The 22,215-nt window shown below is 49.2% G+C and carries 19 protein-coding genes; 15 read left to right on the top strand and 4 right to left on the bottom strand.

Translation table 11 applies throughout. The annotated features are described in order from the left end of the window. Positions 1-188: 188 nt before the first annotated feature. Positions 189-2,837: a valine--tRNA ligase gene (locus F0L74_RS26170; RefSeq protein ID WP_149840859.1), complete on the bottom strand. Its 2,649-nt coding sequence runs from the start codon at positions 2,835-2,837 to the stop codon at positions 189-191. 278 nt (positions 2,838-3,115) lie between these two features. Between F0L74_RS26170 and F0L74_RS26165 the strand changes: the two genes are divergently transcribed. Together F0L74_RS26165 and F0L74_RS26160 are read left to right on the top strand one after the other, a co-directional pair. Next, the gene (locus F0L74_RS26165) at positions 3,116-4,405 is read left to right on the top strand and encodes a hypothetical protein (RefSeq protein ID WP_149840858.1); all 1,290 of its coding nucleotides are present in this window, start codon (positions 3,116-3,118) and stop codon (positions 4,403-4,405) included. Between the two features lie 150 nt (positions 4,406-4,555). Then, positions 4,556-6,670: a M64 family metallopeptidase gene (locus F0L74_RS26160; protein WP_149840857.1), complete on the top strand. Its 2,115-nt coding sequence runs from the start codon at positions 4,556-4,558 to the stop codon at positions 6,668-6,670. A 554-nt stretch (positions 6,671-7,224) separates the two neighbouring features. Here the strand turns inward: F0L74_RS26160 and F0L74_RS26155 are convergent. Beyond that, a complete protein-coding gene (locus F0L74_RS26155) occupies positions 7,225-8,247 on the bottom strand; it encodes a threonine aldolase family protein (protein WP_149840856.1) in 1,023 nt (340 codons plus the stop codon). A gap of 313 nt (positions 8,248-8,560) precedes the next feature. Between F0L74_RS26155 and F0L74_RS26150 the strand changes: the two genes are divergently transcribed. The 9 genes from F0L74_RS26150 (at position 8,561) to F0L74_RS26110 (ending at position 16,059) form a co-directional block, all read left to right on the top strand. Continuing rightward, positions 8,561-9,418, top strand: coding sequence for a sigma-70 family RNA polymerase sigma factor (locus tag F0L74_RS26150; protein WP_089914758.1), 858 nt, complete (start codon positions 8,561-8,563; stop codon positions 9,416-9,418). 113 nt (positions 9,419-9,531) lie between these two features. Further along, positions 9,532-10,404 carry a DUF4249 domain-containing protein gene (locus tag F0L74_RS26145; RefSeq protein ID WP_188316166.1) on the top strand — a complete coding sequence of 291 codons (873 nt, stop codon included), beginning with the start codon at positions 9,532-9,534 and terminating at the stop codon, positions 10,402-10,404. 110 nt (positions 10,405-10,514) lie between these two features. Next, on the top strand, positions 10,515-11,489 hold the full coding sequence (trxB, locus tag F0L74_RS26140) for a thioredoxin-disulfide reductase (protein ID WP_149840854.1): 975 nt from the start codon (positions 10,515-10,517) through the stop codon (positions 11,487-11,489). A gap of 394 nt (positions 11,490-11,883) precedes the next feature. After that, entirely contained in the window at positions 11,884-12,234 is a 351-nt protein-coding gene (gene folB, locus F0L74_RS26135) for a dihydroneopterin aldolase (RefSeq protein WP_149840853.1), read from the top strand. 465 nt (positions 12,235-12,699) lie between these two features. After that, a complete protein-coding gene (locus tag F0L74_RS26130) occupies positions 12,700-13,458 on the top strand; it encodes a tetratricopeptide repeat protein (protein ID WP_149840852.1) in 759 nt (252 codons plus the stop codon). 62 nt (positions 13,459-13,520) lie between these two features. Beyond that, positions 13,521-14,399, top strand: a complete 879-nt coding sequence (locus tag F0L74_RS26125; protein WP_149840851.1) for a DUF3822 family protein — start codon at positions 13,521-13,523, stop codon at positions 14,397-14,399. Then, positions 14,390-14,950 carry an RsmD family RNA methyltransferase gene (locus tag F0L74_RS26120; protein WP_149840850.1) on the top strand — a complete coding sequence of 187 codons (561 nt, stop codon included), beginning with the start codon at positions 14,390-14,392 and terminating at the stop codon, positions 14,948-14,950. The genes F0L74_RS26125 and F0L74_RS26120 overlap by 10 nt, the downstream gene beginning before the upstream one ends. 54 nt (positions 14,951-15,004) lie before the next feature. Next, complete coding sequence (gene coaD, locus F0L74_RS26115; RefSeq protein WP_188316165.1) at positions 15,005-15,496, top strand: pantetheine-phosphate adenylyltransferase; 492 nt, start codon at positions 15,005-15,007, stop codon at positions 15,494-15,496. 128 nt (positions 15,497-15,624) lie between these two features. Next, positions 15,625-16,059: a hotdog fold thioesterase gene (locus F0L74_RS26110; RefSeq protein ID WP_149840848.1), complete on the top strand. Its 435-nt coding sequence runs from the start codon at positions 15,625-15,627 to the stop codon at positions 16,057-16,059. A 50-nt stretch (positions 16,060-16,109) separates the two neighbouring features. On the opposite strand, the gene F0L74_RS26105 is transcribed toward F0L74_RS26110, so the two are convergent. Further along, on the bottom strand, positions 16,110-16,736 hold the full coding sequence (locus F0L74_RS26105; RefSeq protein ID WP_149840847.1) for an NUDIX hydrolase: 627 nt from the start codon (positions 16,734-16,736) through the stop codon (positions 16,110-16,112). Positions 16,737-17,411: 675 nt separating this feature from the next. Between F0L74_RS26105 and pyrE the strand changes: the two genes are divergently transcribed. The 3 genes from pyrE to F0L74_RS26090 all read left to right on the top strand — a co-directional run bounded on the left by pyrE (position 17,412) and on the right by F0L74_RS26090 (position 19,272). After that, complete coding sequence (gene pyrE, locus F0L74_RS26100) at positions 17,412-18,047, top strand: orotate phosphoribosyltransferase (RefSeq protein WP_149840846.1); 636 nt, start codon at positions 17,412-17,414, stop codon at positions 18,045-18,047. Between the two features lie 86 nt (positions 18,048-18,133). Further along, positions 18,134-18,505 (top strand): heavy-metal-associated domain-containing protein, encoded by a 372-nt coding sequence (locus tag F0L74_RS26095; RefSeq protein WP_149840845.1) that lies wholly within the window; start codon positions 18,134-18,136, stop codon positions 18,503-18,505. A 200-nt stretch (positions 18,506-18,705) separates the two neighbouring features. Continuing rightward, a complete protein-coding gene (locus F0L74_RS26090; RefSeq protein WP_149840844.1) occupies positions 18,706-19,272 on the top strand; it encodes a hypothetical protein in 567 nt (188 codons plus the stop codon). 200 nt (positions 19,273-19,472) lie between these two features. On the opposite strand, the gene F0L74_RS26085 is transcribed toward F0L74_RS26090, so the two are convergent. Continuing rightward, the gene (locus tag F0L74_RS26085) at positions 19,473-19,931 is read right to left on the bottom strand and encodes an LEA/WHy family protein (protein WP_149840843.1); all 459 of its coding nucleotides are present in this window, start codon (positions 19,929-19,931) and stop codon (positions 19,473-19,475) included. A gap of 1,426 nt (positions 19,932-21,357) precedes the next feature. Here F0L74_RS26085 and F0L74_RS26080 point away from each other — a divergent pair. Continuing rightward, positions 21,358-22,008: a WbqC family protein gene (locus F0L74_RS26080; RefSeq protein ID WP_149840842.1), complete on the top strand. Its 651-nt coding sequence runs from the start codon at positions 21,358-21,360 to the stop codon at positions 22,006-22,008. Positions 22,009-22,215: the final 207 nt, after the last annotated feature.

The following is a 22,215-nucleotide window of genomic DNA, read 5'->3' as shown; positions in this document are numbered from 1 at the left end:
CAGTGAGGCGGTTGAAGGCCCCTTATCAACTTACTAATAACGCCTTTCCGTGCTAAAAATTACACCGGCCCTGCCAGCAGGTGATTGCTGACAGCGGCCGGCTTTTATAATCAAGTAATTATGTAAGTCATAGCAAACGGTTCCACGGTGATCAGCTAACCGCTAACCGCCAATAGCTTATCGCTGTTTTACAGCTGCTTCAAGCTCTCCGTGATCGCTTTGATCTTCTCTTCCGCATCCGCCTTTTTCTTACGCTCTATCGCTATCACTTCTGGTTTGGCGTTCTGTACAAAGCGCTCATTGCTCAGCTTTTTCTCTACAGAGGCCAGGAAGCCCTGTTGGTACACCAGGTCCTCTTCCAGTTGTTTCTTCTGCGCACCGGTATCTACGGTGGTGGCTTCCGTTTCCAGGTAGAACTTATCTTTCTGCACTACCAGTGTAATGCTGCCAGGCACCGGCGTTTTCGTATACACAATAGCTTTAGCGTTCACCTGTTTAGCCAGTATGCTTTCTATCTGGTGGAAAGCATTCTCGTGATGCGTATCTATATGCAGGGTGATAGTATCCTTAGGTTTGATCTGATGTTTATTACGGGCATCGCGGATGCTGGTGATCACCTCTATTGCCAGGGCGCCTTCTACCAGCGTAGGATGGCTGGGCGCCGCGGTAGTCTGGAACTGTTTTACGAGCAGGTCGTCGCCGGCCGGGCGCTCGCTCAGCAGGTGATAAACCTCTTCTGTTACAAACGGCATAAAGGGGTGCAGCAGTTGCATCAGCTGGTCAAAAAAGAGCACTGTCTGGTTAAACACAGCCGCATCCATGGGCTGTTCAAAGCCGGGTTTTACCCATTCCAGGTAATAGCTGCAGAAATCGTCCCATATCAGGCTGTAGATAGCCTTCAATGCTTCGCTCAGGCGGAAATCCTTGAACAGGCCGTCTACCTGCAGTTGTACTTCGCGCAAGCGGCTTTCAAACCATCTTACGGCAAAATCGCTGGCAGTAGGCGTGCTGTTGGCTTCCAGCCGGCCTTCCCACATCTTCACCAGCTTCAAGGCATTCCATATTTTATTACAGAATTTCTGACCTTGATCACAGCTGGCCTCATCAAACAGCAGGTCGTTACCGGCAGGAGAGGAGATCATGATACCACAGCGTACCGCATCTGCGCCAAACTGGTGGATCAGTTCCAGCAGGTCCGGCGAGTTGCCTAAAGACTTACTCATCTTACGGCCCTGCTTATCACGCACCATACCGGTGAAGTATACGTCGCTGAAAGGTTTTTCCTGTTTGTACTCCAACCCTGCCATGATCATACGGGCCACCCAGAAGAAGATAATATCCTGTCCGGTTACCAGTACGGAGGTAGGGTAGTAGTAATTGATATCCGGGTTACCGGGTTTGGTGATGCCATGGAACACCTCTACCGGCCATAACCAGGAGGAGAACCAGGTATCCAGTACGTCTTCGTCCTGTTTCAGGTCTGCGGCGGTATAAGTGGCGCCTTTGGCGGCAAACTGCTGAATGGCCTGCTCCACGGTTTCTGCTACTTCAAAGCTGCCGTCCGGGGCGTAGAAAGCCGGTATACGCTGTCCCCACCACAGCTGGCGGGAGATACACCAGTCCTTCACATTCTCCATCCAATATTTATAGGTAGCCATGAAACGGTCGCCGGGGTGGATGCGTACATCGCCGTTCACTACGGCATCCAGGGCCGGTTTGGCCATTTCTGCCATCTTCACGAACCATTGGGTGCTGATGCGGGGCTCTACCACGGTATCCGGGTTACGCTGACTGTAGCCCAGGCGGGTGGTATATTCCTGTTCCCTTACCAGTAAACCTTGTTCCTGCAGGGTGGAGATGGTCTTTTTACGGGCCGCAAAGCGGTCCATCCCAATAAATACGCCGGCGGCAGCGCTCAGGGTGCCGTCTTCGTTCAGGGTATCTACGATCTCCAGGTTATGTTTCAGGCCCAGGTTGTAGTCATTGATATCGTGTGCCGGCGTTACCTTCAGCGCGCCGGTACCAAAGGCCGGGTCTACGTATTCGTCAAATATAACGGGCACTTTACGGTTCACCAGGGGCACTACGGCAAAATGACCTTTCAGATGGGCATAACGCTCATCGTTGGGGTTTACGCAGATGGCGGTATCGCCCATAATAGTTTCCGGGCGCTGGGTGGCAATGGTGATGTATTCGCCGGTAGGGTTGTTTTCGCTGTCTACGATGGCATAGTTCACATAGTACAGCTTACCCTGTATATCCTTGTAGTCTACTTCCTCATCGCTCAGGGCTGTTTTGGCCTTGGGGTCCCAGTTGATCATACGGGCGCCCCGGTAGATCTTGCCTTTGCCGTACAGGTCTACGAATACTTTTATAACAGCCTCGTAATAGTGGTCGTCCATGGTAAAGGATACCCGGTCCCAGTCGCAGGAACAGCCCAGTTTTTTGATCTGGCTGTAGATAATGCCGCCGTATTTATCCTTCCACTCATAGGCGTATTTCAGGAACTCATCCCGGGTGAGCTGCGATTTCTCGATGCCTTTTTCCCGTTTCAGCATATCTACCACTTTGGCTTCGGTCGCAATGGAGGCATGGTCAGAGCCCGGCACCCAGCAGGCGTTAAACCCGGTCATACGGGCGCGGCGCACCAGTATATCCTGTACGGTCTCGTTCAGGGTATGGCCCATATGTAACACCCCGGTCACATTGGGAGGCGGTATTACTACCGTAAAGGAGGGGCGGCCATCTGGCTGGCTCCTGAAATAACCCTTGTCCATCCAGTGCTGATACCACTTCTCTTCCGTAGCCGAGGGCAGATAATTCTTTGATAGTTCCATGCAATTCAGATATAAGTCTGCAAAAATAAAGTACATTAACCATAGATGGAAATCGGCCGGCCTGCCAAAAAGGCTTTTTGAGCATTTATCCCGGTAAAAACGCCAGTTATTAAAGTTTTCTAGCCGTACGTGAACTCCCGGTTCTCCAGGATTAATTGATATGCTAATATTGCATATATCTTTAAAAGTTTAATAACCCTGGATAGTTATAAATGAATACGCCTCAGGAAGTTAACTATATGTACTGTTTTATTTCATGACCCCCAAAAAAGCATTGTATGCAACAATTAATGGAAAACCCTGCTGCCAAAGGCAGGAACCGGACGTACACCACCTCTGGAAACATTCCCAACAATCAAAATGATTTTGCTGACCCTTTAAGAAACGCTGCGAACGGTCCAAACGGTTTTATTAAGCCCGTACGGTCAGGACACGCCGCCAGCAATCAAAGCGGTTTCGCTGATCCTGTACTGTTAAGAAGCACCACCGGCAATGGTATGGCAAACCCTTTACGGTCAGCAAACGCCACCAACCAAAGCGGGTTAACACGTTTAAAATGCCTGCTGGGCGCCGCTCTTTGTATAGCGCTGTTATCACCCGTGCTGAGCTTTGCCCGCACGGATAACCGGTCCGCCATACACGCTGCCTCCGATGCGGAGCTCAACATCCGTTTTGATAGTAAAAGCGGCAAAATGTCCATTAAGGCTACAGACGCTACTGTAACAGAGCTGGTAGCCAAACTGGAAGCCGCCTACCAGATCCACCTGTTTGTAATGGACGTAGATATGGACACTAAAGTGACCTGCGATGTAAAAGAGCAATTCATTGATGATGCCCTGCGCGAGGCCTTACCCGCCACCGCCCGTTTCTTTTACCGCTTTAACAAGGCAGACGAAGAGCTGGAAGACCGTAAACCCGCTGCCCTGCAGGTGCGGTCCCGCGCCGCGGTGGCCCCTGCCATTCAGAAAGCCCGGTTAAAAGCGCAACCGGCAGCCATGGATATCAAACCCACAGAGGCGGCCGTTACGGAAAAAAGAGTAGCCCGCATGGCCATGGTGGCCAGTCCGGCAGGTAATATGCCCGTAAAGCTGGCAACTACCAGCATCCGCGCACAGAACCTGGCCCAGCCCGTAACTGTACAACAGGCAGACGACTACTATGTAAAAGTGGTAGTGAAAGTAACGCCTAACGGGTATGAGCCGGTAAGTTATACCAGGATCCAGGGTGATCTGGTGGAAGACAGCACCGCCACCGGCGATTTTGTATACCAGCTGAAAGATAACGGCCGCGAAGTATATACCGGCTCCTTCCAGGACCCGCTGGAGCTGCACGCCTATTCCCAGGATGGCAACCATAAGGTGCTGCAGGCCAAAGAAAATTATATCAGCATCACCCTGCCCAAACAGGTACTGGATAAAAACGCGGTACAGGCGCCCTCCCTGGAATTCTCCAAATTACGCGGCGAAGCCGTACAGGATAACCGCAACATAAAAAGGCTGCAGGCCGGCGCATTGCAACGCAAAGGAGTGATCAGCGCAGACGCACTCCGGAAGGTGATGCCCAGATAACCTATAACATCAAACATCCTCAAAAGAAGTACCCATAAAAGTACAGATGTGACGTACCTAAACAGGCACTCATAGAGGAGTACGCATAAAAAATACCAGTAGAAAGTACCAGGCGGTACCCTAAAAAACACCCCCAAAAAGAAAACTCCCATGAAAAAAATACTTTTCAGCATACTCCTTTGCTGCGCTATAAGCGCAGTAACAAATGCGCAAACCGTTACAGAGGTCTTGCGCAACGGCTCCAATGGCGCCAAATTGAACCTCGTGATCGTAGGCGATGGCTTTACCGCCGCAGACCAGGCCGCGTATAACACCCATGTAGCTAACCTGGTGAAGAACCTTTTCAGCAAGGATCTTTATGATGAGACCATGGACGCCTACAATATTTACCGCATCAACGTAAACTCCACCCAGTCCGGCGTTACAAAAGTAAATGCCGCCGGTACCGTGACCGCTGCCCGCAATACCGCCCTGGACTACCGCTACAGCGGCATCTGGGACCGTTGCTGGATGGAGCCCGGCCCTAACACCGCCACCCGTCTTAATAATCTGCTCACCACCCTGGTGCCGCAGTATAATTATGTATTCATCATCCTCAACGAAACCGGTTTTGGCGGCTGCGCCGGCGGCGGCAGGCTGGCCATCACCAGGGGCACGGATGATAATGACCCGGGATGGGCCGTAGCGGCGCATGAGATGGGCCATATGGTAGGCCTGCTGGCCGACGAATATACCGTCAACTGTGATCAGTACACCAGCGACGAGCCGGCACAGATCAACGTTACCAAAAACACTAACCGCAATACCCTGAAAGGGGAGTGGAAGAACTTTATTCCCGCCGCCCGCGCCGTGCCCACTATCTCCGGCTGCAGCCAACCCGTGCCCGCCGGTATTGATACCGATGAAGACGCCGGCCTGTTCGAAGGCGCGCAATATACCGGCCAGGGAAAGTTCCGCCCGGCCTACAACTGCCGTATGAGAGGCAATTCCCCGCTGTTCTGCCCCGTATGTTATAATGAAATGCAGGCCCGCGTAAAACCTTACCGCAGCTATAATTTCAATAACTCCTATGCAGGCGACTTCACCGGCGACGGCAAAGGAGACCTGGTAGTACACTACGGCAACAGCATCTCTATGTACAGCTCTGACGGCGTAAAGATGAACCATGTGTTCACCGGCACAGAAAGAGTGAACACCGGCGGTTCCAGCTGGCAGTTCAAACCCGGCGATAAATTCTATGTAGGCGATTTTGACGGCGATGGCAAAAAGGACCTATACGTGTTCAACGGCGGCGACTGGGGCTCCTTTGGCCCTTATTTCGCCATGCTGCGGTCTAACGGTAACGGTTTTGACTGTGTGAAACGTTACGATAAACTGCTGGAAGGCTGGCAAATGTCCGCTGGTGACGATTTCTACGTAGGCGATTTTGACGGCGACGGCAAAGATGATTGTTATATCGTAAATACCACCAGCTGGTCTACCAAATACGTAGGCATGATGAAGGCCGCCGGCAATAAGCTAAGCTTTATCAAACGGTATGACAATAACCTGGGGGCGCCCGGCTACTGGATCATGGGTAAAAACGATAAGTTCTATGTAGGCGATTTCGACGGCGATAAAAAAGCCGATCTGTACATGGCCAACCTGAAAGACTGGACCACCAACTATGTAGGCATGATCCGCTCCGGCGGCAATGCGCTTAACTGCATCCGCATATTCAGCAATACCTTGCCCGGCTGGACCATGGCCGATAACGACCAGCACCTGGTAGGCGATTTTGATGGCGATGGCAAGGCCGATATGTACGTGTTCAACGGTACCAACTGGAACCCGGAATACCTGCTGATGGTAAAATCAACCGGCAACAACCTGTCATACGTAAAACGTTTTGACGGCATAATACCCGGCTGGGAAATGGCTCCCAGCGACCGCCTCTATATAGCAGACGCTAACGGCGACGGTAAAAAAGACCTCTATATCTATAACACCGGCAACTGGGATAAGGAATACCTGGGCGTCCTTACCTCCACCGGCAATAACCTGAACGGCACCTGGCAAAAGGACTGGATCGGCAGCTGGAACCTGGGCAGTGTAGATAAGCTGGCAGTAGCCAATTTCAACGGTGGCTCCGGCTGGGACGACCTCTTTATCTACAACGCCGGCTGGTTTGGCATGTTACGTTCCAACACTACCAGCCTTTCGCAGGTATATATGAGCCCCAACTACATCCACAATTTCAAGTATCATAAACTGGGCTGGTGGTGAGCCGAACGTTCACTCACACCATCCTGTAGAAACCATCAATACAAAAAGGGCCGGATCGTAATGATCTGGCCCTTTGCTTGATTGGTATTGGATAAGCTAACTGTATTGGATAAGTAATAGTATTGAATAAGCTGATTGTATTAATAAGGTAATAGCATATAGCATAAGTAATATAAAACCGTGTTAATACATGCACAACAGCCAGGTAAAGCCCCACCATTCAACCAGTAAGCGTTATCCACCATTCCTGTTATCCCCTCTGGCACTAATGGCGTCTGCCTTGCGCGGCAGGATTCAAAGCGGCCCTTGGCTGGCGCGGCTCTTGCAGCCAGCTTCCTAAGCGAAACACCCGCGGCAGGCGCAGGCCGTCTTTGAACGTGCCGCGCATTGGCTATACCCGGCGGATCTAGCGGTAAGATGAGAGTTAAACAATTATCCGGCGGATCTTATCCAATGGGTAAGATTTGATAAGTATTATACAATGTATCTATCGTGTATTATCCAATGGCTACTATTCAATAGGTATTATTAACAGGCACTACCTGCCCCCCTAACTACTCTTTCATCTCATAAATCACCCGCACCGTCTTCTCCACCATCTCCGGCGTCACATCCAGATGCGTCACGATCCTGATCTGCGTAGGCGAGATCGCCATTACGCGTATCCCTTCCCGCCTCAGATACTCCGCAAACGCCACCGGCGTCCAATCCGCCTCCAGCTCAAAGATGAGGATATTCGTCTCTACCGGCAGCATATGCCCGGTAAAACTCTTCTCCAGCAGGGCATTCGCGATCATTTTCGCATGCTGATGATCCTCTTCCAGCCTTTGCAGGTGGTTTTCCATGGCATAGATACCGGTGGCCGCCATATAACCCGCCTGGCGCAGGCCACCGCCCAGCTTTTTACGGATACGGCGGGCTTCGCGGATAAAGGCTTCGCTGCCCAGCAGCACAGATCCCATGGGGCAACCCATGCCTTTGTTCAGGCATACGGAAATGCTGTCAAAAGTAGCGCCGTAAGCTTTGGGATCCTGACGGGTAGCTACCAGGGCGTTGAACAGCCGGGCGCCATCCAGGTGCAGGGCCAGTTTATGCTCCTGGCAAACAGCCTTGATCTTCAGTATTTCATCCCAGTCATAGCAGCAGCCGCCGCCACGGTTGGAGGTATTTTCCAGGCATACCAGCGACGTGCGCGCTTTATGCACATCATCCGGGTTAATAGCAGCGGCCACTTCTGCGGCGTTGATCATGCCCCTGTCGCCGGTAAGCGGACGAACCTGCGCGCCGGCGTTAAAAGCGATACCGCCGCCTTCGTAGATGTATACATGCGCCTGGTGGCTGCAGATCACCTCATCGCCCGGGAGGGTATGGGCTTTTATAGCGATCTGGTTGCTCATTGTGCCGGAAGGGCAGTACAAACCTGCCGCTTTGCCAAAAAACTCTGCCATCATGGCTTCCAATCTGTTGATGCTTGGGTCTTCGCCAAATACATCATCGCCGGTTTCTGCGGCTAACATGGCCTGCAGCATGCCGGGAGTGGGTTTGGTGAAGGTGTCGCTTCTGTAATCTATGGTCATTTTGTTAAATAGTTTGCAACGGTATTCAGTATAAATTAGTTAAGAAACTAATTTAAAGATGATTTATTATCAATTGTTAAAAATTGTATAAACTGGTGTAATTTATCCACTAAAGGGCTATTAAAATCCGTTATAATAGAGTATTTTGTTAATAGCAAGGTAATGCCTGTAAGGAATTTGGAAGAGTGAAGTATTAGCACGATCTTTGCAGGCTAATTTAGCAAGTGAGAAATTTTGTAAGATATAAAAAATATCATTTGCAACAAAATTATTACTAAGCTGTTATTATTTTGTAAACCAATTCACTTTTAATATGAGGCAACTTAAAATTGCCACCCAGATCACAAACCGTGATTCGCAGGCGGTAGAAAAATACCTGCAGGAAATTTCAAAGATCCCTTTGTTAACACCTGAGGAAGAGACCGTTTTGGCACAACGTATTAAAATGGGTGACCAGAAGGCTCTTGAAAGACTTACAACAGGAAACTTACGTTTCGTGGTTTCTGTAGCCAAGCAATATCAGCACCAGGGGCTTAGCCTCAGTGACCTTATCAATGAAGGCAATTTGGGCTTGATCAAGGCTGCACAAAGATTCGATGAAACGAAAGGTTTTAAATTTATCTCTTACGCAGTATGGTGGATCCGCCAGTCCATTTTACAGGCGTTGGCAGAGCAGGGCAGGTTAGTCCGCTTACCGCAAAACAAAATTGGCACCTATAATAAAGCGAACAAGGCTTACATGGCATTTGAACAGGAGAACGAGAGAGAACCGTCTACTGAGGAGCTGGCAGAGATCCTGGAAATGTCCGAATCGGAAATCAATAACATCTTTCAAAGCAATACACGTCACATGTCATTGGATGCACCGGTACATGAAGCAGAGGATGTGGCTATGGGCGATTTGCTGGAAGGTGGAGACATTACCGATGATGATGTAATGCGTGATTCACTGCGCGAAGAGATTCGCCGGGTATTGAAATCCTTGAGCCCGCGGGAAGCAGAGATAGTGAACGCTTATTTTGGTCTGGATGGTGAAAACGGAGCAACGATCGAACAGATCGGACAAAAGTATGATCTGACAAAGGAAAGGATCCGCCAGATCAAGGAACGCGCCATTAAAAGGCTGCAGAAAGCCCGCTACAGCGGCTCATTGAAGTCCTACCTGGGATAAGCAATGATACTGAATGCTTTAAAGATCAATGATCTCAATAAAACACCGGCTGTATGTCTGAACATAGCCGGTGTTTTTTATTGTCCTTAGGTAACCGTATTTTTGTAAGCTATATGCGTATACAAACTATCTTATTGGTCTGTTGCTGCGCATGGATGAGCTGTGAAAAAGATATCACTGTAGACCTGCCACAGGGCGAGCCGCAAACAGTGATTGAAGGAACGATAGTGAATGATGAGTACCCGGAAGTGATCCTCACACGCAGCTTCAGCTATTTTAGCCATATCTCTGTTGATCAGCTTAAAGATGCCTTTGTGCATAATGCTGTCATCACCGTATCGGACGGAAACAGCACCATGCAGCTCAAAGAATTCTCCAAAGACACGACCAACCGTGTGAAATGGTATTACTATACCGCAGACACCACACAGCCGGCCGCCTTTAAGGGAAAATTGAATAAAAGTTATACATTGCGTGTAGCCGTGGATGACCAGACGTTTAACGCCGTCACCACCATCCCCGGCGCCGGAATGGTGATAGACTCTACCTGGTCTACCATCTATTCAAAGGATCCTACCCTTGCCCGTTTGTGGGCAAGGATCACCGATCCGCAGGAAAGGGGCAATTATGTACGCTACAGGACAGCACGTAACGGCGGCGTTTACCGCCCGGGTATTAACTCCACTATTGACGACCAGATCGTGAACGGCACCAGTTTTAATACACAGCTGGATGCAGGGCACGACAGGACACAGGAGATCAACTTTGATACCTATGGCTATTTTAAACGCGGCGACAGCGTAAACGTGGAGTTCAGTAATATAGATAAAGCCACTTTCGATTTCTGGCGCTCGCTGGACCTGGCCTACGCCAGCAACGGCAATGTTTTCGCCTCCCCCATACAGGTAAGGGGCAATATCTCCGGAGCACTGGGCTACTGGGGCGGTTATGGCGCCAGGCGCCTGAATGTGAAGATCAGGAAGTAGGAGAGGCGCCATGAAGGGGAACGGGCAATATCTCCGGCACACGGATTACAGTGCTTGTTATCAGTGCCGGACAACAATATTGATTGAGATGAAATAATTATAGATTTAGTATGGAAAACAAACATCAACAGGAACATGTGCATGTACTGATCATAGGTTCCGGTCCCGCCGGTTACACGGCTGCTATCTATGCAGCCCGCGCCAACCTTAAACCGGTCCTGTACCAGGGTATACAGCCTGGCGGACAGCTCACTATAACTACCGAAGTAGAAAATTATCCCGGCTATCCCCAGGGCATCCAGGGCCCTGAGATGATGGTGGATTTTGAAAAGCAAGCCGCCCGCATGGGCGCCGATATCCGCTATGGCATGGCCACCGGAGTTGATTTCTCCGTGCGCCCCTATAAGGTGATCATCGAGGAAGAAAAAGTGATCACCGCCGATGCCGTGATCATCGCCACCGGCGCTTCCGCCAAATGGCTGGGCCTTCCCTCTGAACAGCGCCTGAACGGCAGCGGCGTAAGCGCCTGCGCCGTGTGCGACGGCTTCTTTTTCCGTGGAAAGGAAGTAGCGATCGTTGGCGCGGGGGATACTGCCGCTGAAGAAGCGCTGTACCTGTCTAAAATGTGCTCTACCGTGCATATGGTGGTGCGCCGCGGTGAAATGCGCGCTTCCAAAGTGATGCAGGACAGGGTAATGAAGACCTCTAACATCATCATATACTGGAACTCCGAGACCGTGGAAGTAATGGGCGATCACAAGGTGGAAGCCGTGAAGCTGCTGAATAATCAGACAAACGCCGAAACCGTTATCCCCGTTAGCGCTTTCTTCGTAGCTATCGGCCACCAGCCTAACTCCGGGATCTTTAACGGATTCCTGGAAATGGACGAACAAGGATATATCAAAACCATTCCCGGTACCTCCTGCACCAACGTTGAAGGCGTTTTCGCCTGTGGCGACGTACAGGATAAGATCTACCGCCAGGCAGTGACCGCCGCCGGCAGCGGCTGTATGGCCGCCCTGGATGCAGAGCGTTATCTCTCTGCTGTAGAGCATCAGCAGCCGGTAGCTGCAGCCGCGAATTAATGTGCGGATGTGCTGCCATCTGATGTGCAGATATGCAAATTTGCAGCTGTGCAGATGAGGTACGAATGATACTTCCCATGCAGTGGCACAGGTATGCTGTGCTGCGGAAACGGAAGCCTATGTTGCTTCTTGCGCCTGTCCGGTGTTGTAAAATATCACGGAGGGCGCGAAGGGAGGGGATTGCTTCAGCAGGCAATTTGCAGATCAGCACATTGCACATTAGTACATTAGTGGGCCAGCACAATCTGCATATTTACACATCTGTGCATTTATACATCTGCACATCTGCAAATTTGCATAGCTGCACGTTTGCACATCAGATAGCTGCACATCAGAATAGCACCAGATCAGCATACCGGCACATTAGCACATTAGCCAGCACATTCGCACTGCCATGTTAACAATAGCCTTAGAACAGATCCGTTTCCGCGCCTTCCATGGTCTTTACCCGGAAGAACAGGTGATTGGTAATGACTTCCTCCTGGATGTATATGTTACCATCGCAGATACCACCCCAGTCGATGACCTGTCGGATACGGTGAATTACCAGGATATTTTCACGGTCGTAAAAGCCGTAATGGCGGTGCCGCAACCCCTGCTGGAGCAGGTGGTGGAGGACATCAGCCAAACCATCCGGGAAAGATACCCGCGGATAAAGAAAACAGTGGTTACCTTGAAAAAACTCAATCCGCCCATGGGGGCGGAGATCCGGAACTCGATGGTGTCGTTGGAAAGGGCATATTAATTGAAGGAGAGTATATAATTGCTGGTCATGATACTTTGGAATGTGCCTGTTGCCATCGCAGATACAACCAGGTTACTGGTGATGACTGCTTCGAACAGGCCGGTTTATCATCGCAGATCCAACCAGACTATTGGTGACGACTGCTTCCGAAAGAGCCTGTCATCATCGCGGCTAATACCCAGGTTAGCCTGTCCGATACCGAACCGCGAAATCTTTTGATGTCGTAAAAGCCGTGATGGCTGTTTTTGCAGGCCTGGCAAATTCTGGTCAGCGACGCTAAGGTATCCAGAGGTGTATTAGACGTTACAACAATTATCTGGTAGTGGTAATATACCAGATACTTAGGCCACCTGGCTGCTCCAAACCACCGGATTTTTCACCGGTAACACCGGCCGCCAACTATATCTACCGTTTATATAACATATTTATTATATTTACATTATCACTAACTAACCCGCCCATCCTATGGCACACAAGATATTGGCTGCCGTTTTTGCGTTACTCGTAAGCACCGGCGCCCTGAACGCCCAAAGCGTGGATGAAATGATAGATCAGGCCAAACAGCTGGAAAAGCAGATGAAAGAGGCTGATGCCCTGGCCAAATACAAAGAAGTGCTCAAAGTGGAGCCCGCTCAGCTGTCGGCGCTGGTAGAAGCCAGTGAGCTCAGCTCCCGTGAGGGCAACCGTCAAAAGGAAAAAGACGATAAGACCCGTTATTTCAACGAGGCCAAAGACTACGCCCAGGAAGCGCTGAACCAGGCTCCCAATAATGCTGATGCCAACTATGCCATGGCAGTGGCTATGGGAAGGCTGGCCCTTATCTCCGGCGCCAAGGATAAAGTGGCCGCCTCCCGGGAGGTAAAGAAATATGCGGAATTGGCCATTAAGTTCAATCCCAACTACGCCCAGGCTTACCACGTGCTGGGAAAATGGAACTACGAAGTGGCCAACCTGAACTTTATCGAAAAGAACGCCGCCAAGGCCCTTTTTGGCGGGTTACCGGATGGCACCCTGCAGCAGGCCATCGATAATTATGAAAAATGCAAAAAGCTGGATCCCGGTTTTATACTCAATTATTATGAGCTGGCCCGCGCCTATAATAAGAATGACCAGCAGACCCAGGCCATGGAAGTATTGCGTAAAGCCGTTGCGCTGCGCGCCATTTACCAGGACGATCCGGCCATAAAAGCAGACTGTAAGAAGATGCTGGAGGAGATGCAATAAGGTTTCCCCTTTCTGCTTTCAGCTTTTCGCTTTAACTTGCTGCTTTATTCACAAGTACAAATATGTCCGTAACTTATAACATGCAGCCGGCATTTGCAGTAGATGATGCCTCTTTGCTCGAAACGGACCTTACCACCTGTCACCTGCTGGTGATGGTAGGCCAGGGCACCTTCAGCTATGTCGTATTTGACCCCGTAGGAGGAAAATTCCTGGCGCTGAAATCCTATAATTTCCAACCGCAGAAGCTGGCTGTTGCCGATCTGGAGATGATTGAGCAGGTGTTTGACGCCGACAGGCTGCTGTTCACCGCTTTCCGCTCCGTGCTCATCGCCTTTGACGGCGCTGACGGTACCCTGGTACCGGAAAAGCAATATAATTCCCAGCTGAAAAAGGATTATCTGCACCTGGCATACCCGGAGAAATTACAGGAAGTGGTAATGGCGGATATTTTGCCGCCCCCCGTGTCTATCGTGAATATCTACTCCGTGGATAAGGACCTGCTGGGATTTCTGCGTAAGGAATTCTCTACAGACCGTATCGTACATGCCCATTCAGCCCTGCTGCAGGCTTACCCATATGATTTTGACTTCCGTAACTATGATGGCGTGGCCTATGTGGCGGTACAACGTAACCGCTTTACGCTCACCATTTATATGGGCGGCAAACTGCTGAACCAGCAGGAGCTGCCCTGGCAAACCGGCCTGGATGTGGTATACCACCTGGTGAATGCCCTGCGCCTACTTGGCCTGGACGAGCAACGGGTGAAGGTGAAGCTGGGCGGCGTGCTGCCAAACGATTCTGATATTCACCGGGAGCTGCACAAATTCCTCCCCAACCTGGAATGGATGCAGCGCCTGCCGGAATTCCAGTATATCGGCAAAATGCTGGAAATGCCGGGCCACTATTTCCATAACCTGTATGCCCTGGCCCTATGCGTATAATAGGAGGGGCATATGGAGGAAGAAGGTTTCAGCCACCGGCCCATATGCCGCATACCCGGCCTACCACGGATATTGCCAAGGGTGGGCTTTTTAATATCATAGAAAATAACCTGGATATCCCTGCGCTTAAAACCCTGGATGTTTTTGGTGGAACGGGTAGCATTAGCTACGAGCTGGCCTCCCGCGGGGCCGCCAACCTGACGATCGTGGAAAAAGACCCGGACATGGCCGCTTTTATCCAGAAAACAGCAGACGCCCTTAATGTGACGGGGCTAAAGCTGTTCCGGATGGACGTGTTCAAATTCCTGCAGCAATGCACAGAGAAGTTCGATTTCATATTTGCCGGTCCGCCGTATGCCCTCACCACCATTGACCAGCTGCCGCTGCTCATCTTTGAACGGCAGCTGTTAAACCCGGAGGGCTGGTTTGTGCTGGAGCATACCCCCCGTAATAATTATAAACACTATAATTATTATCGCACGGAGCGCAACTACGGTACTACCATATTTTCGATCTTTATTAACCGGGAAGAACTGATCCGGCAGTCATAAGCAGGCAATGCAGCCTACGGCCATCATTGCCGCTGTTCATACAAACTGATTATCATGCGTATATGCGTATTTCCGGGCACTTTTGACCCTATCACGCTTGGCCATAAAGACGTAATAGACCGGGCCCTCGATCTGTTCGATGAGTTGATCATCGCCATAGGCGTTAATTCCAGCAAGGTGCCTATGTTCGCCCTGGAACAACGCCTGCAATGGATCCGCGATATCTATAAGGACGAGCCGCGGATAAAAGCCGCCTCCTACCAGGGTCTTACCGTGGATTTCTGTAAGGAGAACAATGCCCGGTATATCCTGAGGGGTATCCGCTATGTAAATGATTTTGAATACGAAAAAGCGATCGCAGATGTGAACCGGGCCATGGATGACAAGCTGGAAACCATCTTCCTCACCTGCACGCCCCAGTATACCAGCATTGCTTCCACCCTGGTGCGGGATATTATCCGCAACAAAGGCAATGTATCCCAGTTCCTGCCGGCAGAAGTGCTGGCCTCACTGGAGAAACTGGAGGCGCCGGAACCCCGCCCGTAGACTATGACTGTCAGCTATCAATGTTTGCTTATGTTGATAGTTAACAGCTTAAGAACATGCTGATAGTCAATATATACATACGCAGCAATAGCTAAAAGCTAACCTGCTCATCACTAAAGCTAATTTTTATGAAGCCTATCTGGCATTCCCTGGATGTATCACTGGATCAGCTGAATGAATGGTCCGCAGGCACTATGGCGCATTACCTGGGTATGGAGTTTACAGAGATAGGGCCGGATTGCCTGCGCGCAATGATGCCGGTGGATCACCGCACCATACAGCCATATGGGTTATTGCATGGCGGCGCTTCCGCAGCGCTGGCAGAAACGGTAGGCAGCGTAGCTTCCAGCCTGGTCATCGACCCCCAGAAAAGTATCTGTGTTGGATTGGAGATCAATGCCAATCATATAAAAGGCGTACGGGAAGGGTATGTACATGCCCTTGCAAAGCCCCTGCACCTGGGCGCCACCACCCATGTATGGGATATCCGCATAACAGATGACCACCATAAACTGGTCTGCATCAGCCGGCTGACGGTGGCCATATTACCAAAAAGGGATTAATAAAAACAGCCGTTAGCAATAGCCACCGGCATGTTGGCAGAAGTGTACTGCTAAAAGCTAAAGCCTGCTTTCGTAAATACGTCCTGTATATTTTGATAGGAGAATTTCAGGTACTTGCCCAGATTTTCCGGCTTGATCCATTGTATATCCACAATATCCTCCTCGATCTGCGGTATTGTTAGCTCTGTACCAGTGAATTGCATCCTGTACCAGTATACGTGTTTCAGCACTTTTTTACTCTTGGTGGGATAGTAGTGAAAGGTTTCCGTGATCTTTTCCCCCAGTGTAATGCTGTGCAGGCCGGTTTCTTCCTTTACTTCCCGTACTGCGCATTCCTCCAGGCTTTCACCCTCATCCAGTTTACCCTTGGGCAGGTCCCATTTGCCCCGGCGGAACATCAGCAATATTTCGCCCGCTGCATTGGTGATCAATCCTCCCGCCGCCACCAGCACTGTAAAATGGCCTTTAATAGACTCCAGCAGCCGTTGCGTGTCTGTCTGCACGAAGACCGCCGCTGAGATCTCCCCACTTTCCAGGGCTTGCAGCGTCTGGCTGATGGCCGCTGCATCCGGTTTAGGACAAACAGGCGCTTCCAGGTATTCCGCAGGGATATCTTTCTGGTTGGCCGATACGATCAAAGGTCTTTCGTTTAGATAGATTGTAATAGTCTTTTCCATAGGACAAAAATAGTTATATGTCTACAAAGTCTGCAATGCCTGATTGCAAATCCGTACCCGCGTGGGCAAGATTGCGTGTCACCCACAGGGCAAGGACTGCGTATAAAATACGTATACTATATACGTAGATTCACCGCTAAATGTGATAAGAATCTGTGTAAAGATTACAATAAATTATTAACGGTGGATGGCCGGCAGGGAACGGGACAGTTGCCAGGGCAGGCAGGTAGTTACCAGGTTGGTGGTTGGTGGCAGTGGAGAAGTAGCGGGCTCCACGGGGAGGGTACGTGGGGCTAGCGGTGCTTACCAGGGCCGTGGTGACGGCAGTGAGATTAGCGGGCTCCATTGGGAGGGCGCCTGAGAGCTAGCGGTTTTTATCAGGTCAGTTGTGATGGCAGTGAGATTAGCGGGCTCCATTGGGAGGGCGCCTGAGAGCTAGCGGTTTTTATCAGGTCAGTTGTGATGGCAGTGAAGAGTTAGCGGGCTCCACTGGAGGACGGCCCGGTCTGGCAGTTTTTGATTACGAAGCTGTATGTCCTTTAGCATTCCGGCTCCGCCGGAACAGCGCTGGCATCAGGGCTGCGGCCTGCAGCAGGTAAAGAACACCAGCAAACTCCATCAATTTCCAAATAAAAACCGCAAAAAATGGCGCGATGCCATAATTTTGCCCCCCATATGAGTAATATCAGTGAAAAACAGGTAGCCGAAAAGCTGCTCCAGGTGCAGGCGGTAAAACTGCGCCCGGCTGAGCCCTTTACCTGGGCCTCCGGCTGGAAATCGCCCATTTACTGCGATAACCGTAAATTGTTATCATTCCCTTACGTACGCGACTATATTAAGTCCGAGCTGTGCAACGTAGTGTTCAGCGAGTACCCGGATGCCGCCGTTATTGCCGGTGTAGCCACTGCAGGTATACCGCATGGCGCCCTGGTGGCAGACCAGCTGAAGCTGCCCTTTATCTATGTACGCTCCAAACCCAAGGAACACGGTATGGGCAACCGTATCGAAGGCGTATTGCAGCCCGGCCAGCCGGTTGTAGTGGTAGAAGACCTGATCTCTACCGGCAAAAGCAGCCTGGAAGCCGTACAGGCCATCCGGGAGGCAGGAGGGGAAGTAATTGGTATGGTATCCATCTTCAATTATGGTTTTGATATAGCCGTGCAGGCATTTGCCGAAGCGGGCGTGCCTTTCCGCTCCCTCAGTAATTATAACGCATTGATAGAGCTGGCAGTAGAAAAAGGAACAGTATCCGCGGACGAGCAACGCACCCTGGAAGCCTGGCGCACCGGTCCCGACCAATGGGGAAGATGATAAAATAATTGTGCAGATGTACCGGTACGCAATTGTGCAGGTGGTGATATTTTTCCTTAACTTTCGGTGTTAAAACATTTTTTTTTATGCGTATCATCAAGTTAGTAATGGTAATGCTGATTGCTTTCGCAGGCACTGCCATGGCGCAATCCAAGAAAGGCACACTCGTTACCGCTAAGATCAGTACACCTACCGTACAATGCCAGGAAGCCAAAGACATTATTGAAAAGTACATGTTGCGCGAAGAAGGCGTTGCTTCCACCAAAGTGGACTTTAAGAAACAGCTCGCTACGGTTAAATTTTACTCTGACCGCACCAATATCGAGAACGTGAAAACTGCCATTGCCAATGCCGGCTTTGATGCGGACAACGTAACTGCTGATACAGAGGCCTATAACAGGCTGCCTACCTGCTGCAAGAAACCGGAAGACGGTGGTGGGCATCCCAAACATAAGTAGTTTATCAAACAAGAGATATGGATCCCGTTCCGGTAACACTGGAACGGGATTTTTTTATGTCAACCAGGGGGACATGTCAACACAGACTTTATTAGTCAATCCCTGGCTAAATTCCAATTCCTGGCTAAATTCCAATTCCCGGCTTTAAATCCAATCTCTGGTTTAGAGATCTGGCTTAAAATTCCAATTCCCAGCGCAATATGTCAATTCCCGGCACGCATAACGTATTATTCAACGCCCTGAAACACCACCTGGGGGCCATCGGTCATTTAATAGCCTCTTGTCCGGTGGCGGAGCTGCCGCAGCGGCTAAAAGTGCTGGGCAATTCACAAATGGACCTCTACCTGGGGCGGCTAAGTGAAACAGACATTGCCCGGGAGACCATCCTGGCATTAGCAGCAAACGGCATTACCTCGCACACTCAATACGCCAGCTGGCTGCAGGACCATCACGGTTACCGTACTATCATCCTATCGGATCATTCCGCATGGATCTTACGGGCAGGGAAGGAGGAGGAGCGGTACATCCACCTGCATCCCGGACGCTATTCCCCGGATAGCGTACGCGTAAAAGCCACCGTCCTGAAAACGGCTATTGCCTTATGGATTTACCTGAAACATGAGTTGATCACCACCATTGATCTCGCCACCCTGAACCGGGTACGCAGGGAGGTATTGGATCTATCCCCTATAAAAGAACTGGCTGAAAGCAAGCATATCCTGCAAATTATTGATATCCTGAAATCGGTTAACGGGCAGAGGGATTAACGGATAAAGTTATAAGCAGACCTGCGGACCAATATCAGATCGACATCGTTGCAATCTGCGGATTATCAAGCCTATGCATGATGGAATGAGCGTATAAATAACGCTGAAGACAATCTCTAAATACCGTTGAAGACAATCATTGCCCCTGCATAAATAGCAATGGTAACCTCATCACGGTGCGGAAAACCTCTTGGCGCTGATTAGAAGAATTTTAACGGCTGGGTGGTTTCACATTTAATAGGGAATGGAAAATAAATGCCTCCTTTGCCTACCTTACAATTCCCGGTGGCCCTGATAGTAACCTCTTTATTGGCCAAAGCGCTCCAGGCATTTTTGAAGACGTTCTCCATATTTACTTCCAGCTTTACCGGGAAGTAAAAAGTGTCCTTTGCCGGTATGCGGATCACAGTATCCTGTATGGAGTGGCCTACCTGGGTATCATCGAAGAAAAGATCAAAATCCGCATCCTTTAGCTGCAGATTGAAGTTATTAGGGTTATAATAAGCCAGAGTCATCCGTACAATACTTTTGCTAAAACCAAGGTTATCAAGGGCTATACCGGCTACCCGCACAAACTGCAGATCTTTAACTTTCTCGCAGGAACTGGCCATGCCCCAAACGGCTAATATCACTAGAATAAGACGGAGACTTTTCTTCATGCGCCAAAATTAACCGAAATACCGGTAGCCCCGAAAGCAGCCTCATAAAATTCACAAAATCTAAACAAATATGGAATGGTAAACGAAAGATGAAAGGGAAGAACTGATACTATTTTACCAAGTGAAAAAGTAGGGGAATGATACCTTTTTTGTAGTTTATGCTCGGTAGCCGGCTTTTTTACGTGACGCTCAGGCTTCGCATTGACATCATCCGGTATCGCTAAAATCCGATCTGGGAGTTACATTTTATCCCATTTATTATCATTGCAAACCATATTCTCAATGCATTTTCTGCAAATTATGTTGCCAATAATGGATCGATTTTTCTATTCATGGGGCAAATTAAACGCAGCATTTGGTACTTCAAATCGACAAATGCCGATTTATATCGCTAATAATAGGGATTGATTTTCCTCCCATTTGACGGCAAGGTAAACACAGTATCTGACGTTTAATATCGATAAAGGCCGATTTGTGATGCCAGCGATGCAGATTTTTGTCGCCGCTGATGGATCGATTTCCTCTCCATTTACCAGCAAATTTTAACGCAATATTTGTCGTTTAATATCGACAAAAGCCGATTTATATCGCCACAGATGGATCGATTTTCTTCCCAATTACCAACAGATATTAAGGCAATATCCTGCTTTAATATCGACAAATTCCGATTTATCCTACCTCAGGGGGATCAATTTTCTTCCCATTTATCGGCAAATCTTAACGCAATATTTGGCACTTAATATCGGGAATTGTCGATTACCATCAACAATAATCAGTCAACTTCGACTATTTTTGAACCAATCTAACCCTGTTTTTCCCTCATCGAAATCGGCAAATTCCAATCTATTAACTGGTCGATTTTCATATTTTCCGGCGTTAAATCAGTTCGATTTTCAGTCATATTAAATCGTTTAATGCCGATTTTAGACGATCGCGCCGCTGCCAGTTTACCTGTTTTTGGGATCAATATCTTCTCTGTTGTTACCGATAGAACCCGGTTATAAAATTGAATTTCTCATCTCAAGGTTTATCAATTACGACAACCAGAATCCAAATTAACCAGCCCCATCCTTATCGAGTGTAGGACCATTTTTTAACTGCCGGGGCAGGAGCATACCAACCCCAGCCGTATCGTTTTTCTCCAGATTTACACTTAATTCCGCTTCCTTAACCCTCCGCCTCATGTTTCACTTAAAGCTTTAAAACAGCTTGAAAATGAATAAAAAAGGTACTAATTACTTTAGTATTTTTGCATTCATCTAAAATTTTGCTTTAACAGCCATTTTGCTAACTTTTATAGCATATTTTTTATTTTTCTATGAACTGTTTTACAGGTACTTAAAGTGAATTATTAATTGGATAATCTTAGAATGCTCAACAACTGATATCATAGGTTTTTACATCGTTCGTTACAAATTTTGACATTATGACAGAACTAGCAAATAACACAACATTAATCATTGAATCACAATACTTTCCAGTAATTTCTTACTATACAACTTTAATTAAACACCACATATTACAGATAGAGAGATATGAGCACTATCAAAAGCTCAGTTATCGCAACCGTTGCTACATTGCAGGGCCTAATGGTCCTATCCTTTTGAGCGTTCCCCTGGCCAAAGGAAAAAACCAGCGGACCGTCATGAAGGATGTCCGGATCAGCAATGAAGAAAAATGGCAAGACCTCCATTGGAAGACCCTGGTGTCTGCTTACCGCCGTTCCCCCTGGTTCGAATATTATGAAGACGATCTCCAGGGACTTTATGAAAAGCCGTTCGAATTCCTGTTGGATTGGAATATGGCATGCTTCGAATGGGCTAACCGGATATTGGGGTATGATGGTGAGATAACTTTTACCGACAAGTATGAAAAGAAGTATGACCCAGCTACCGGCATTACTGATAGCCGGGACTTTCTAAAACCGGCTGCCCGGGAAGCGCAATGGCAGGGTCCGGAATACACCCAGGTGTTCCAGGAGAGAACGGGGTTTATACCCAACCTGAGTATACTGGACCTGATCTTCTGCGAAGGCAAACACAGCCTGGCCATGCTGCAGCAGAATCCGTTACGCTAAAGCAGACAAGGCAGTTGTTACCAGTGTAAATACAGCTGCGGCCGGTATTATGTATTGACGACCGGCAGGGGCCAGGCCTGGTATTTACCGGTGGAAAAAGGGCAATGGATGGTTATTGGGTATCTGGCAGCGAATGCATGCTGTTTAGCCATCCACTGCCAGACGCCAAAGGTGGGTTTACCTATACCTTATGTACTGTCGTAAGCA

It is taken from the genome of Chitinophaga agrisoli (genome assembly GCF_008386695.1).
GTDB classification, from domain to species: Bacteria; Bacteroidota; Bacteroidia; order Chitinophagales; family Chitinophagaceae; genus Chitinophaga; species Chitinophaga agrisoli.
Note: the sequence above shows the minus strand (reverse complement) of the source record. Positions and strands in the feature narration are given on the sequence as shown.